Raw genomic sequence first — 15,089 nt, 5'->3', positions numbered from 1 at the left:
TGCACAGCTTGATCAAACTCCAATCGATTCATTCACGCAACGCCTGATTCTTGATCTTGAGCACCGGCTGAATCAAGTACTCCAAAACCGTCTTGCGACCCGCCAGAACATCCACCTCGGCAACCATGCCGGGGATAATTTCAACGGCAACGCCGCCGGCGTCCAGCATCGTGTTCTCGGTTCGGATTTCAACGACGAAGACTTCTTCGTCATTACGTTCGGACCGCGTTATTGTATTGGCGCCGATCCGGACGATTTCGCCTTGCAGGCCACCATACCTGGCAAAATCGTAGGCCGTAATTTTGACTTTGACGCGCTGCCCTGCGTACAAAAACCCGATATCCTCGGGCCTGACATAGGCTTCGACCAGCAAACTGTCATCCAGTGGAACGATTTCGATCAATTCCTCGCCGCTCCGGGCCAACCCGCCGATGGTGGACCGGTGAATCCGATTGACGACACCTCGGACCGGAGTACGAACTTGCGCTCGATCGGCGCGATTGCGCAGGGCAGGCAGGGCAGGTTGAAGGGTGGCCAATTCCGCAGTTGCCAACGCCAGATCAGTCAAGGCCGCACTGCGAAATCGGCTGCGAACTGATTTGATCCGATCGTCAACCTCGTCCAACCCGGACCGGAGCCGGCTGATCATTGCTTCTGCCCGGACTTTGCGGCCCTTCCACTCTGCCTCGCTGCGCCGCAACGCCAGCAACGTTGTGGCCGGTTCCATCCGTTGTTCGACAAGAGGGGCCATTATCGCACGCTCTTCCGCCAACACCAAAAGCGTCTCATCTGCCATGACCTGATCGACCAGACCTTCTTCGTATTCCTGCCGGCGCTGTTGGCGCTGACGCTCCAGGATGGCGATCTCGGCCGTCAATTCCGCTTGCCGTCCCAGATACAAAGCGGTCTCTGACCGGACAACTTCCGGTGCCCCCTGGATCAGCCGGGCATCAAACGTCAACTCCGTTCCATCGATCTCGGCCTGCAGCCTTTGCGTGCGCGCCATCAGCCCAAAGGCACGCTGTTGTTCACGGCTCAGCTCGCTGTCGATTTGTGTCGCGTCGAACTCCATCAACAGCGTTCCTGTATCCACAATCTCGCCCTCGCGCACGTGAATGGCCAGCAAGACACCGGGCTCTGTCGCTTCGATCAATTGAATGTCGCCGGATGGCACGACGCGCCCATCGGCCCGCACGACATCGTCCAGCTCGGTCAAATAGGCCCATATTCCGGCTGTCACCAGACATGCCAAAATGACGAACAACAAAATTGATCCACGTAAAGGGGACCGACCGCGCATTTCACGCGCCAGTCGATCCAGATCAGGATGCCGCGACATTCAAATGCCTCCGAGGCTTTTTTGCATGTTCCGCCAACAGGCTTTTGGGCCCGTCCACGCCAACTTGCCCGTCCTCGATGACGATGACCCTGTCAACCAGCTCTAACAAGCTTGTGCGATGGGTCACGATCACCATCGTGGTATCTTGTGTTGCTTCTTTCAGACGAGCGATAACCTCGGCCTCATTCTTGACGTCCATCGCGCTGGTGGGTTCATCCAGTAACAACACTGGAGGCTGCCCGATCAGCGCCCGGGCCAACGTAATCGCTTGACGTTGGCCGCCCGACAGCCCTTCGCCCCGCTCGGCCAATGGCATATCGTACCCGCAGGGGTTCCGGGCGATGAAGTTTTCCACTCCGGCAATACGACCCGCCCGGATCAGGTCGTCGTCGCGTGGCCGAATGGTGCCAGCGTTGATATTGTCACGTATCGTTCCTGAAAACAGCCAAACCTCTTGCAGGACGGAACCGATATTGCGCCTGAGGTCGCCCGGATCGATCTGCCGGATATCCAACCCGTCCATCATCACCGATCCAACACGCGGCTGGTAGAGGCCCAGCATCAGGCGGGCGACCGTGCTTTTACCCGATCCGATCCGACCCAGAATCGCCACCTTCTCCCCCTGAGCAATGGTAAAAGACACACCTTTCAGGGCATCCTCGACCTGATCGGGATAGGCAAAGTACACATTGTTGAATGTGATGCTGCCGTTGAAACTGGGGCGGCTGATCCAGGTCTTCCCAGCCGGGCGTTCGCTGTCCGCACGCATCAAGGCGTCGAGGTTTCGATAGGCGCTGCGTGCATGATTGACGCGCGTGAGGGTTTGCGCCAGCTGGGCCAAAGGTGCCAGGGCCCGACCCGTCAACATCACCGACGCTACCAACGCCCCCATGCTCGCCTGTCCGCCGGCGATCAGAAACACCCCATAAAACACAATCAGCACCTGCGCCGCCTGTTGGGTAAACCCGGTGAGATTTAGCGCCAGCTGGGTGATGGCCCTGCTGCGTATCCCGTGGTTTGACTGTCTTTCGAGCGCATTTTGCCACCGATTGCGCATTTTCTGGCTTGCGGCAGTGGTTTTGACCGTCTCAAGACCCGAGACGGCTTCGACCAGTACGGATTGTTTGGATTGACCATCCGCGAAACTCTCCTCGGCCAGTCGGGAGAGCAGGGGTTGGATTGCGAGGCCGGTGATCAAAACGATTGGAACCGCCAGTGCCGGAATCGCAGCCAGCGGGCCGCCGACCATGTAGATGGTGAAGATAAACAATCCGATAAACGGCAGGTCTACGACCGCGACCAGCGTGGCGGAGGTAAAAAATTCGCGCAGTGTTTCGAACTCACGTACCGTGCTGGCCACGGCGCCTGTCGACCCGGTGCGAGAGGTCATGCGGATATCGAGCAGCTGATCAAAGACACGCCGCCCCATGAACATATCCGCTTTCTGTCCGGCCCGGTCGATGAAACCCGCGCGCAGTATTTTGAGGATGAAGTCGAAAATCAAAGCCAGACACACGCCGGTTGTCAGGGCAATCAGGGACTCGGTTGCTTCATTCGGAAGCACCCGATCGTATACAATCATGATGAATACCGAGGTGGACAGCCCCAGTACATTTGTCAGTGCTGCCGCCAACGCGACCTGGGTATAGGACCAGCGGTTCGCGGCAATGGCCGACCAGAACCAATGGTTGCTCAGTTTCACCTGTTCGGACTTAGATGGCTCGTGATATTCGCGTCGAAACAGCAGTGCATAGCCGGTATAGGTATCGTGCAACTGGCTTTCGCTTACCTCTCCGATACCTTCATCGATGAGGGGATCGTGGATCAGCAAATCGCCGGATGACGAACGGCCATAGTAGACGACCGTGCGATCGCCTTCCAGAAGCAGGATCGCAGGAGTCAAATCGGCATCGAAAGCGGACAGCTTGCGTTCCCCAAAACCGGCCTGAAGTCCGACCCGGTTTGCCGCGGTGATTGCATCGCGAACAGTCAAGCCGTCGCTGCCACCCGATTGTGCCGCTTGAATGGCGGCCACGGTCAGGGGGCGTTCAAGTTTGTTGGCCACGTGGATCAGGCAGGATTCCAGGTCAGTCAGCCGCGCATCTGTCATTACAGACTATCCCATTGGGTCAAGGTGATGCCGAACAGGTTCAGAATGTCGCCTGTCAGACTCAGGGCGGCGTAATTGGTCAAAAAGAAGTTCTGCTCGGCCAGGATCAAGCGTTCCTGCGCATTCACATAGTCTCGTTGTGCATCCAGGATCTCGATCAGGTTTCTGCGACCGATGGTGAACTGGGCCCGTGTTGCCGCGACGCTGTCAGAATTTGCGCGAACGGCGGCCTGCGCATCGCGCAAACGTTCCGCCCCGGCTTTTTGATCGGACCGGATGAAGTCCAACTCTCGCCCGATCTCCCGGATCAAAGCATCGCGGTTTGCTTCTGAGTCTCTGACCCGTGCTTCGGCCGCGGCAATGGTGGCGCGTCTTTGGCCGGTGCTGTCAATTTCGTAGTTGAAAGACAAATCCACACCAAAATTCGCGCCCTTTCTGTCGTCCTGATTGGCAAAAGCCGCAAGGCGCAGATCCGGCTGACGGCGGGCTTGCGCAGCCGCCAATTCTGCTTTGGCGGCTATCAGGTTGGCATCTGCCCGGCGTATCTGGGGGCTGTCCTTGATAATCTGTGTGCTGCTGAGGGTCAGTTCGGGCGCGGCGATCGGGGGTGGCAACGGGCCCGGCGCCGCGCCAAAGACCTCGCGAAACCGCGCTTCCGCCTTGTCCAACCGTGCCCTGGCGTCGGCGTGTCTGGTTCTGGCATCCGCGCTCCGTGACCGTGCGGTCAGCACATCCGCGTTGGATCCCAACCCTCCGGCCACGCGGTCAGAGATCTGTCCCTCAATCTCTTCGTGAACTTCGACATTCTGGCTAGAAATTTCCAAAATATCGCGGTGATTCAGAACCAGAACATAAGTTTCAACGGCGGCCAAGGCGGTGGAGGCCGCGGTTTGAATCTGGTCGCCGCGACTTTCCAATACCCGCGCGCGCGCAGCGGTCAGGTCGCCGCGCGCCGCGCCCCCGTCATAGACCAGTTGAGACACCCGCAAATAGGGAGACACATCGGCAATGTCCGAGTTGATCCGCTCTGACCGGGCGTTCAACCCCAGCGAAACCTGAGGAAGAAAAGCGCCTTGTGCAGCGTCCTTCTCAGCCCGAGCGATGTCCATCCGAGTATCGCTTTGTGCCAAGGTCGGGCTGTTCTGCACAGCCTCACGCACCCGTTTTCCAAATGCACTTTTTGCAACTGATCCGGACACCACGGCAGCAACAGGGCTTTCGCTGGCAAACGACATTTCGACGGTTGTCAGATCAGGCGCTGAAGTGCAGGCAGACAGGCCGAATGCCAAACCAATGGAATAGATGGCGCAGAACATGAGGTTATACCGCACAGGGCACCTCCCAATCTTGTTGAGTCACCACGGCTTCGGCTGCCAGAGCGGACATGAAACCGTTTAACCCGGTACTTGCCTCATCACGTTGGGGGGCTACGGAATGGCGTCGTTGGGCACGTATCATCCAACCGAAATGCGATAATGAAACCTGATGGGCCTGGACCATTTGCAGGGCACCACCGTTGAACAAGACGGCGATCTGATCCCGCGGTAGGTTTTGCAGTTTTGTGACGTCGACCTCGTGCAAACCGCCAGGCAGAGCAGCCGTTGTCGGCTGCTCAAGTGGATTGAATAGCCCCAACTTTTCCAAAAGTGAGCAAAGCGTGCGTGTTCGCGACAGTGCGAATTGACGGTACTCAAAGAATTTGAGGATGTTATCGAGATCTGAAGTCAGTGTGCCGTGGGTGGTGAAAAAGGCTTGATCCCGGGAATCATCCGTCACAAGACCCGACGCCTCATCCACAAAGAGCCTGCGTGGACTATTGGTGCCCAAAGATGCCTCTGACGAAGGTTCCGCCAAGAATGGATGACAGCGAAGGGCAGAGGGGACATAGCCCGCCAGCCAACTGCCATCAGGTGACACGAACGGTGTCCCTGCAGCCTTGTTCATTGAAAGTACGGCGACGGGGGAAACGCCGCTGGCGTCCTTTCGAAAAACAATTGGAAAGGCTGCTGCCGCCGGGCAAATTTCGTCGTCAACCAATACGCATTCACTGACGTATTGCGCGAAATCGTACGATCTGTACCTGCGCCAGTAGCGATCCCGGTGACGTTTGACGCTGACCGGGAAAAGGCCGTTCTCTGCCATATCAACCCTCCGAGTTTGAGCCAGCTATGCGGTTCGTCGCATGGCTGAATTCCTGTGCCCCGATCAAGCCGTCGCGCCTGTCGGGTCGGTATGGAGGATATTGTCGGCCGTTAAACTGCTCAGGTCCGACAGGTCCTCAAATTGGGCGAGCGTTTCCACCGAGGCGCCGTCGGGTGCCGAATAGTCCACCTTGACCAAAACACTGTCTGTTCCATCTGTGGCCAGAACATAGATCTCATCTCCGGCCTGAGCTCCGCTTAGTCCTTCGACCGCCGATGCAATTGTCCCAGTTGAAAGGTCGGCAAGGGTTGTTTGCAGGCCGACGAAACCTGTGTTTGTTCCAAGCGTATCTCCTACGTTCAGGCTTTCTACGCCCGTCCCGTCGCCGCGTAGCGACGTTACGTCCAGCCCGTGAAACATCAGTGCGTCAGATACATCTGCTGATGGGCCAAGCGTGAAGCCACTGATCGTATCTACGCCGTTGGCCGACGGGTTGGCCTCGAAAACAACGACATCCCGCCCGGCGCCTGAGATGTCGATGGTGTCATCCCCTGCGCCGCCTCGGATCACGTCATCGATATTCGAACCGGTCAAAGTGTCCGCGGTACCTGTCCCCAATACAAATTGAGTTGGTCCGCCATCTTCGGTTGTGAGTTTCAGTTCGATAGGTTGGGTGGGGTCCTGAACCGTCATGGTGAAGGTAAGGATGGGTTGCGACAGGTCGCTATAGCTTGTTGCCGCTCCACCAAAGCTAACCGTGGTTGGGCTGGTGGGGTTGGCGAGAAACAGGTCAAAATCGCTGTTCTCAACGTCTGATCCGGTGTCATACGTCACGACGGAGGGGTCGAACTCAAGCTGAGTTGTCACCGCAAGCCCGCTGGAGATATCTCGATCCGAATCCGCGTAGATTTCGAACGTGATCGTTGAACCCGATTGTCCGGCCTGCGTGATGATATAGGCGGCCGGTGCGTGTGTTACGACTTGATCAGTCGCGGGCAAGGGATCAGAGCCGCCTGAAACCGTCGCTTGAGCCTGGAAGTTCATCATGTTTTCTTCGTCGAACCCCGTGAAGCTCGATGCTGGGACGGTCAGGCTCCAACTGCCATCACCAGCGACGGTTGCGGTGCCGATGGAGCCCGAGTTGAGTGTCACATCTACGGTCTGGCCCGCGCCTAGACCAATTGATGTTCCGGTGATCGTCAGACCTGACGCCTGAATTTCCCCTAGTCCGAGGGCGTCGTTTACACCAATTGGATCCATGTTCAGGATCGGTCGAAAATCCGTGGTCAGCGACGTTGTCGCATCCGTGGACGGGTTGCCCGATACGTCCTGCACCGAGGCGGTCACGGTATAATTTGTGCCGTCAGAAAGGGTGGCCAAGTCACCGCTGGGAATGGTCGCTGTCCACACCCCACCCGAGACAGTGGCTGTGTAGTCCTGACCATTCAGGTTGACTGTCACCAACTGCCCATCCACGGCTGAGGTCGTGCCCGAGATGGCAAGGTCAGCTCCCTGTTCTACAACGTCGAGTTCAGGGCCGGTAGGCAAGGGATCCAGTGAAATCGTGGGTGCCGTAAAATCTGTTACAAAGCTGCTGTTGACCGATGTCGAGTTGCCAGCCGCATCTGAAACTGAAGCATCCACATTGTAGGTCACACCATCCTGCAAGGCACCCAGCGCAGTGGGGGATGCAGTAAAGCTCCAGCTTCCGCCCGACACGGTGGCCGTGCCGCTTACGTCTATCGTACCATCCGGCCGAGTGATCTCGATTGAAACGAGGGTTCCGTCCGCAGCATCGGATGTTCCGGTGACTACCAGATTCGTTCCTTGTTCGGCGCTGTTCATGACCGCGCCATCGGACAGTGAGGAAATGGCTAAAGACGGTGCGGTAAAGTCCGTCGCAAAGCTGTCCGATGCCTGTATTGCCGGGTTCCCGGCTGCATCTGTTACATCCGCTGTGACGTTTATGGTTGTCCCGTCCGAAAGCGCACCGAGGTCAGAGGCTGGTACAGTTACACTCCACCCGCCACCCGCCACTGTGCCGGTATAGCTTTGTCCGTTCAACGAGACTGACACTGTCTGTCCGTCTTCTGCGTCGGTTGATCCTATAATCGTCAGGTCGGTTCCCTGTTCCGCAGCATTCATCACGGCCCCATCCGAGAAGCTGTCGATGCTCAGACTTGGAGCAGTCACATCTTTGGACACGCCGACATTGGCCTGAGGGGCATTCAATCCATCCGTATCCGAAACGTCTGCCGTTACCGTGAAGGTACCGCCATCGGCCAGCGCGCTTAGATCGGCGCTGGGCACGGTTACGCTCCAGCCTCCGCCGGACACGGTTCCGGTATATGTCTGCCCGTCAAGCGTGACCGTAACCTGCTGACCATCCTGCACATTTCCGGTTGTGCCACTGACAATCAGATCAGATCCTACCTCGGCTGAGTTGATGATATCGCCGACAGGAAGCGGGGAAATCGAGATGGAAGGGCCGGTCAAATCAACCGGTACCGAGACCGAGACAGGCGCTGCCGGATTCCCTGAAACGTCACTGACGGATACGCTGATTGCTGCAGGCGTGCCGGTTGACAGACCCGTCAGATCGGCCACCGGAATGGTTACGGTCCAGCCGCCACCCGATGCGGTTCCGGTGTACTCTTGACCGTCAAGCATTACGGTAACGATCTGACCATCCTCGGCGGTGGTGGTGCCTGTCAGAACCAGATCGCTTCCCACGTCGATAAGATCGATGGATCCACCTGCCACGGCGTCGAGTGTCACAGAAGGCCCAGTGAAATCAGTGTCAAAGCTGTCGGTTGCCTGAATGGCCGGGTTTCCCGCGCTGTCGGAAACATCCGCGGTTACCGAAATGGTTGCTGCATCGGGCAGGCTCGCCAAATCCGAAGGTGGGATCGAGACGTTCCAAACTCCGGTCGCCACCTCACCTGTATATGTCTGCCCATTGACCGAAACCGTCACAACCTGACCGTCTTCGGCGTCGGAGGTGCCTGAAATATTCAGATCAGAGCCTTGCTCTGCCGCGTTCAGAACATCACCGGCTGAGATTGCGGATATTGTTACCGTCGGAGGAATCGTATCGATGTCGAATTCCACATTCTGAACCGAAAGCTCTTCGCCTTCACTATCCAGATTCACGACCGTTATGGTCGACACACCCTGCGGCAGTGAGGCGGCCTCGGCTTCGGTTAGCGACAGACTCCAGTTTCCGTCCGCATCGGGGATGATCGTTTTTGTCAGGGAACCGATGGTTACCTCAATCGAGGTAGTTCCTTCAGGCGCGGTGAGGTTTGCGCTGATATTGTTGAGCGCTGTTGCCTGCAGGCCCGCAAGGTTCAGGCTGGGGTATGTCGGGACTGTGGTAGGTGACTCATCGCTATCGTCACCGCCGCCACCACCGGCTGCCGCTGCACCTGCCAAACCCAAGCCACCCAATACTGCACCAGCGCCGCTGATACCGCCACCACCGGCTGCTGCCGCGCCTGCCGCTTCGGCGGTGGCGGCGAATTCGGCAATCTCGCTCACCGCGGCGTCCGCGATCATTACAGCGCCGTTTTCCAGCACATGAACGTTTTCAGCGGCCACAATCAGCGTGCGCCCGTCGGCCATTTTCAACTGCAAGTCACCGTTGGACAGCAGTTTTACAGAACGTACTCCGGGGATTGATTCAGCAAACTGATAGGCGTCCAACTCGGAATCCGTGGCTTGTGCCAAAGCGGGTAATGCCATCAACGTTGAACCCAATCCTCCGGCCAGTCCGCGCCCGGCCCATTTTTTCAGCTTGGATGCCATCCATTTGCGAACATGACGCCGCCCGCCTTCAGGCAGGTTTTCCGAGGTTTCATTGTTCTTGAAAATAGGTGTTTCTGTCATGGTGCCCTCATATTTTGCGACTGCAATCAACCGGGTTGCGCCCCAGGGGTTGCAGGGAAATGTTCATCAGTGTTGTCGCTGGGTGTCCCATACGGTCGAACCAGAAAACTTGAGTTAAACTGAAGCCGAACTCCTTGTTTTCACCACATTCTTGCTTCGGTTCCGGCCCGGGCATCGTTTCACTTGAACATCACGGCCAGGGGTGGCCTGTGGGTGAGAGTGATGATGCTTCAATTCGGAACAGTGGTGGCAACAGGGGCCACGGCGCTCGATTCAGGTATCGGCGATACGGCTTTAAAAACGTTTAACGGTGAAACGTGTCTTTTCACCGTCAGCGGCCCGGGTGGAGGGATCGTGTCCTGGCACCTGATCGAAGGGGCAGCCCCGGTCATTCAGGATCAACAGTATTATGACATCACCATTGCGTATCAGGTCGGGCGCGAGGGCGTTCCGGTCGCGCTGGGCGGCGCGGATCATTTGGTTCTGGACGTGGACATCGCATCCGGTCTGGTCAGCTATGATTTGCTGGGCGATGGGTCAATTGGCACATTGCAGGAAACCGGAACCCTGATCGGCGGCGGAGATGTTTCGGCCGCCGTTCAGGTTGCGTTTGGGGCGACCGACATGCTGACGTTGGCCCATTCGGATACCGATCAGATCAGCACATATCATATCAACGCTGACGGGACCCTGACGGCTGCCGATTCGGTATCAGCACAAGCGGACTTCCTGCAAACTCTGCAATCCGGGACAAACCACTTCGTCATTGCTGCGGATGCGGTTAACAGCGCAATCACGACCTATTCTGTGGACCCAACGACCGGAACGCTGAACGAAGTCGCCGCTGACAGTGCGATTCAAACCTTGGGGATCAACGCGCCCACTGCTGTCGAAACCGTACAGGCATACGGCGAAGCCTGGGTGGTAGTCGCCGGGGCGGGCAGTAACTCTCTGACAGCGATGAAGTTAGGCAGCGATGGCCAGCTTACGGCGACGGACCACGCTCTGGATACCTTGCATACCCGGTTTGGAGACGTTCAGGACGTGTCGTTGGTCGAGGTCGCCGGGCGTGTATTTGTCGTAGCAGGGGGCGGCGATGATGGGGTTTCCCTGTTTACGCTTACTCCGGACGGGCAATTGATCCACATGGACAGTTTCGCCGACACTCTGTCCACCGGCCTGCAAAACGTCGAATCGCTGAGTGTTGCGCATATTGGTGATGAGTTGCAGATTTTCGCGACATCTCAACAGGATGCAGGGCTAACACAATTGAAGGTCGACATCTCAAACCTGGGAGAGGTCCGGCAGGGGTATGGCTCTGTGACCGGCACGGCGCAGGATGACATGTTGAGTGGTGGGATCCTGGACACAACCCTGAACGGAGGGGCAGGGAATGACATTCTAATCACTGGAACCAGCGCGACGACGATGACCGGAGGCGCAGGGTCAGATACTTTTGTCTTGCGCGAAGACAGCGGCCATACAACCATCACTGACTTTCAAGCAGGCTCCGATCAATTGGATCTGACCGATTTCCCATTCTTGCGATCACCGGCACAGTTGAGTTTTAGAACAACGGCCCAAGGTGCAAGGATTGAATATAAGGAAGAAACGATCGACGTGATTTCCGCCTCAGGCGGGTCTTTGACGCTCACTGATATCTTTGGCGCTGGTTTTGATGGGCCCGATCATATCCCAGTTGATCTGAGCAGCGGACCGGACAGCAACGCATCTCCGGGCGTTCTGGGGGCTGTCACCATTGACTCCGAGGCCACGAACCCGGCGCTGCATGGAGCCGAGGTTCTGTTCACCCCGAGTGGTGGCTCGACCATCACCGCTCAGGCCAACGATCAAGGCGAATTTCAACTGGATATGCCCTCGGGTACTTTCCCCGGCGAATTAGACATTCTGAAATCCTATTCTACCGCCAGCGGAGAGATTTCAGCGCTGGATGCGCTGCAGGTCCTGCGGATAGCGGTGGGTCTGGATCCGACCTTTGGACCGGCATCACCGGAGAACCTGATCGCCGCCGACATCACCCGGGACGGGACGGTCAATGCGTTGGACGCATTGGCCATATTGCAAGTGGCTGTTCAGCAACCTTCCGAATATGAACCCGAATGGGTGTTTCTGGATGCTGACGCTGACCTTTCAGCGATTTCAAAGTCTGATGTATCCTATGACACCGGCGTCAACGTGACCGTTGTGGATGGGGCGGTTACGGCAGATATGACCTCGATCCTGTTGGGAAATGTCGAAGCTACGCCGTAACCCCCAAGATCATTCACGGAACGCGCGGTAGAAATAATCGGATAGTGGTTTGACCAGATAGGACAGAGGCGTCCGTTCGTCGGTCTTGATCATCGCTTCGACGGGCATGCCAGGCAGCAATTCCTGTCCGTTCAACCGCTCAATCTGTCCCTCATCGGGTATGACTTCGGCTCGGTAAAATGTAAAACCAGTGTTTTCGTCGGTAAAAGTATCTGCCGAGACGTTGATCACATGACCATAAAGTTCGGGTGTTTCACGCTGGTTGAACGCGGGGAACCGCAGGGCGACCTCTTGCCCCCGATGCAACTGGTCGACATGCAGCGCATCAACTCGTGCTGCGACCACCAAGGGCGTATCTTGCGGAACTACATACATCATCGGCTCTGCCGAGCGAACCACCGATTGTACGGCAAAGACCTGACTGTCATACACCGTGCCCGCGACCGGAGCGCGAATGTCCAGACGTGACATACGCTCGGTCAGGGATAGGCGCTGTTCCGATAGCTCAACCACCCGTGCTTCTACATCGCGCAGCTCGGTAATCGCTTCTTCGCGTCGTGTCGCCTGCAATTCGACAATCTGGATTTCGGTGGTGGCGATCTGGCCTTTCAGTCGCGCAACCGAAGCTTCCAGGCGCCCGATTTCACCGGTCAGGCTGGCTTCTTCCCGTTGCAGGGCCGAGACCCGGCTAGCCTGAGTCAATCCACGTTTCAAAAGACCTTCCTGATCCGTCAGCTCGTTGGCAATCAATTCAAGCTGTGTGCGCTGAGATACCAACTGCGCTTGCGTGCCCTCGATTTCGCTTTCGATCTGAACACGCTGTTTGCCCAATTGCTCGGTTTTTTGGGTCAGCGTGTCCAGACGGGCCGAGAAAAGACGCATCTGGCCCGCCAGCAGCTCGGGGTCGATATCTTCCTTTTGATCCAGCTCCTCTAGCCGGGCAGCCAGACCTTTTTCATCGTCGTCGTCGCGTTCGGCTTCCAGCCGCGCCTTGCGAGCCAGCAACTCAAACAGTTGGGATTCAACGATGGTGTTTTCTGATGACAGGAACGTGTCATCCAACTGCAGCAACAGATCACCGCGCGCCACAGTGTCACCGTCGCGAACGAAAATTTCGCCAACAACACCGCCGTCGGGGTGTTCGATCACCTGCCGGTTGCTTTGCACTTCAACGATGCCTTGCGAGATCACCGCACCGGCCAACTGAGTGCGAATGCTCCACACCCCCAGTCCGATGACCAGAATCCCCAGTGCAAAAAACCCAACAAGTGCCGGAACCGTTATGTTCCAGGCCGACCGTTCCGTGGACCAGATCATTTCTCACCCACCTTGCTCAGATGCCGTTTGATGACATTCGCGTTTTGGACCATGGATCCGAGAACTTCGTCGCGCGGCCCAGCTTTGACAATTTGACCCTTTTCGACAACGACCAAGTCATCACATTCCGAAATCGCCTGAGGCCGGTGGGTCATGATGATGGCAGCCTTTCCGGCAGCCTTAAGCCCGCGGACAGCCGCATTCAGCGCCTCTGTTCCTTCCGCATCCAATGCCGAATTCGGTTCATCCAGAATCAGCAGAACGGGATCACCGTAAAGCGCGCGCGCGAGTGCGATCCGCTGTTTTTGCCCGCCCGATAGCTGGCTGTCATTCCCTTCCAGAAAGGTGTCATAACCCTTTTCCAGCTCCAGGATCATATCATGCGCGTTGGCTTTCTTGGCAGCGGCAACCACAGCCGCGGAATCCGGTGTTTCCGACATGCGTGCGATGTTTTCTGCGACGGTCCCGTTAAACAAGGTCACCTGTTGCGGCAGATATCCGATATGATTGCCCAGATCGTCCGAGTCGTATTGATCCAACGTTGCTCCGCCCAGACGTATCTCGCCAGCCGCAGGCGACCACAACCCCAGCAAAGCCTTTGCCAGGGTGGTTTTCCCGGAACCGCTTTTCCCGATCACCCCCAACGCCTTGCCGGGTTCGAGGTGCAAAGATGCATTGCGCAATGTGGGGGTCTTGATACCCGGTGGGATCACCGTCAACCCCTTGGCAACCAGACGGCCTGACGGAACCGGCAGTTTGGTTCTGGGCGCTTCGGGTGGGGTGGTGTCGAGAAATTTGGTAAGCGACAACCAGCCCGTGCGCGCGCGCTCGATCAGAGCCCACTGGCCCACCGACATCTCGACTGGTGCCAGCGCCCGACCAAGCAGGATCGAACCGGCGATCATGGCCCCTGGCGTCATCTCATTGCGCAGAACCAGCCAGGCACCCAATGCCAGCATGGCGGATTGCAGAAACAACCTCAGTGATTTGGTCAGTGAGGTGAAGCTGCCAGTCCAGTCGTTCGCAGCGATGCTTTGCGTCAACGCCTGTGAGCGCTGTTTGAGCCACCGGTTGGTCACATCCCGTTGCATCCCCTGCGACCGGACAACTTCGGCCGCATGACGCGCGTGTTCAGCAAATGAGCTTGCTTTGGCCGCCGCGCCCTGTGCCTCGGCCACCTTTCGGTGGGTCATGGCCTGGTTGATCACGGCAATTGCTACCAATAGCACGCCACCTGCAACGGCGAGCCAGCCCAACAGGGGATGGAACAGAAAGATTGCGGCCAGAAAGATCGGCGTCCATGGGATATCCATCAACGCCAAAAAGACCGGAGAGGCAAACAAGGTGCGGATTGATTCCAGATCACGCAAAGCTGTTGCCGGGGCCGATCTGATCTGTGGGAACAGCGACCGACGCATGGTTGCCTCAAACACCCGTTCATCCAGCTTGGACTGAAACCGGGCACCAAACCGCGCGACGATCCGGCCTCGCGCATAGTCCAGCATGGCCATCAACGCGTACAGCAAACCCACCAGCAGGAATAGCGCCGTCAGGGTTTCGACAGAACGCGATCCAAGAACCCGGTCATAGACCTGCAACATGAACAGCGGCCCGGTCAGCATCAACAGGTTGACGAAAACGCTAAACAGAAAAGCGATGGCCAGGAACGACGTCCCTTCACGGCCCACATTCAGCAACTCCTGTCGCTGTTGCGCGGGCATACGGTTTCTAAAAATCACGACTGCCTGTCCTTGTTATCCCCAATCGAGTCCGGCCGGTGATGGCGGCTCAATAGCTACTCGGTATACTTGCAAAGTATATCGACGCGCCGGGACTCGAACAACGGGGGTTTGTAGTTCTGAGTTCAATTATCGGCCAGCAGTACAATTGTGAGATCAGGAATCCAGCAAGAATATGCCGAAATCGGTTGGGTAATGCGCCGCCTTTCAGATTGTGTTGAGCAAAAAAGCGTCCGCAACTTGAACGGGTTCCAGTGTTTCCCAATGCGAAAACCCTCCACTT

8 protein-coding genes are annotated in these 15,089 nt (G+C 57.2%); 1 reads left to right on the top strand and 7 read right to left on the bottom strand.

Annotated elements, in window-relative coordinates; translation table 11 throughout:
- Window positions 1–28: 28 nt before the first annotated feature.
- From ACP0GE_RS00485 to ACP0GE_RS00465, 5 genes are all read right to left on the bottom strand, one after another.
- On the bottom strand, window positions 29–1,339 hold the full coding sequence (locus ACP0GE_RS00485; RefSeq protein WP_424830052.1) for an HlyD family type I secretion periplasmic adaptor subunit: 1,311 nt from the start codon (window positions 1,337–1,339) through the stop codon (window positions 29–31).
- Window positions 1,323–3,449, bottom strand: coding sequence for a type I secretion system permease/ATPase (locus ACP0GE_RS00480; RefSeq protein WP_424830051.1), 2,127 nt, complete (start codon window positions 3,447–3,449; stop codon window positions 1,323–1,325). Before ACP0GE_RS00480 ends, ACP0GE_RS00485 begins: the two co-directional genes overlap by 17 nt.
- Window positions 3,449–4,780, bottom strand: a complete 1,332-nt coding sequence (locus tag ACP0GE_RS00475) for a TolC family protein (protein WP_424830050.1) — start codon at window positions 4,778–4,780, stop codon at window positions 3,449–3,451. Before ACP0GE_RS00475 ends, ACP0GE_RS00480 begins: the two co-directional genes overlap by 1 nt.
- Window positions 4,770–5,591 carry a SapC family protein gene (locus ACP0GE_RS00470; protein ID WP_424830049.1) on the bottom strand — a complete coding sequence of 274 codons (822 nt, stop codon included), beginning with the start codon at window positions 5,589–5,591 and terminating at the stop codon, window positions 4,770–4,772. The genes ACP0GE_RS00475 and ACP0GE_RS00470 overlap by 11 nt, the downstream gene beginning before the upstream one ends.
- Before the next feature lie 63 nt (window positions 5,592–5,654).
- The gene (locus tag ACP0GE_RS00465) at window positions 5,655–9,479 is read right to left on the bottom strand and encodes an Ig-like domain-containing protein (RefSeq protein ID WP_424830048.1); all 3,825 of its coding nucleotides are present in this window, start codon (window positions 9,477–9,479) and stop codon (window positions 5,655–5,657) included.
- Between the two features lie 222 nt (window positions 9,480–9,701).
- Between ACP0GE_RS00465 and ACP0GE_RS00460 the strand changes: the two genes are divergently transcribed.
- On the top strand, window positions 9,702–11,750 hold the full coding sequence (locus tag ACP0GE_RS00460) for a dockerin type I domain-containing protein (RefSeq protein WP_424830047.1): 2,049 nt from the start codon (window positions 9,702–9,704) through the stop codon (window positions 11,748–11,750).
- Between the two features lie 9 nt (window positions 11,751–11,759).
- Here ACP0GE_RS00460 and ACP0GE_RS00455 read toward each other — a convergent pair whose 3' ends face one another.
- Window positions 11,760–13,067, bottom strand: a complete 1,308-nt coding sequence (locus tag ACP0GE_RS00455; protein WP_424830046.1) for an HlyD family type I secretion periplasmic adaptor subunit — start codon at window positions 13,065–13,067, stop codon at window positions 11,760–11,762.
- Window positions 13,064–14,788, bottom strand: coding sequence for a type I secretion system permease/ATPase (locus ACP0GE_RS00450; protein ID WP_424830657.1), 1,725 nt, complete (start codon window positions 14,786–14,788; stop codon window positions 13,064–13,066). Before ACP0GE_RS00450 ends, ACP0GE_RS00455 begins: the two co-directional genes overlap by 4 nt.
- Between the last annotated feature and the right edge of the window lie 301 nt (window positions 14,789–15,089).

The organism is Ruegeria sp., assembly GCF_965243365.1.
Lineage (GTDB): Bacteria > Pseudomonadota > Alphaproteobacteria > Rhodobacterales > Rhodobacteraceae > Ruegeria.
This window is presented reverse-complemented; position numbering and strand designations above follow the sequence as displayed.

Coding starts and splice junctions, on each gene's coding strand:
- ACP0GE_RS00485 (WP_424830052.1), bottom strand. CDS start 1,339: ATGTCGCGGCATCCTGATCTGGATCGACTGGCGCGTGAAATGCGCGGT.
- ACP0GE_RS00465 (WP_424830048.1), bottom strand. CDS start 9,479: ATGACAGAAACACCTATTTTCAAGAACAATGAAACCTCGGAAAACCTG.
- ACP0GE_RS00480 (WP_424830051.1), bottom strand. CDS start 3,449: ATGACAGATGCGCGGCTGACTGACCTGGAATCCTGCCTGATCCACGTG.
- ACP0GE_RS00460 (WP_424830047.1), top strand. CDS start 9,702: ATGATGCTTCAATTCGGAACAGTGGTGGCAACAGGGGCCACGGCGCTC.
- ACP0GE_RS00455 (WP_424830046.1), bottom strand. CDS start 13,067: ATGATCTGGTCCACGGAACGGTCGGCCTGGAACATAACGGTTCCGGCA.
- ACP0GE_RS00450 (WP_424830657.1), bottom strand. CDS start 14,788: ATGCCCGCGCAACAGCGACAGGAGTTGCTGAATGTGGGCCGTGAAGGG.
- ACP0GE_RS00470 (WP_424830049.1), bottom strand. CDS start 5,591: ATGGCAGAGAACGGCCTTTTCCCGGTCAGCGTCAAACGTCACCGGGAT.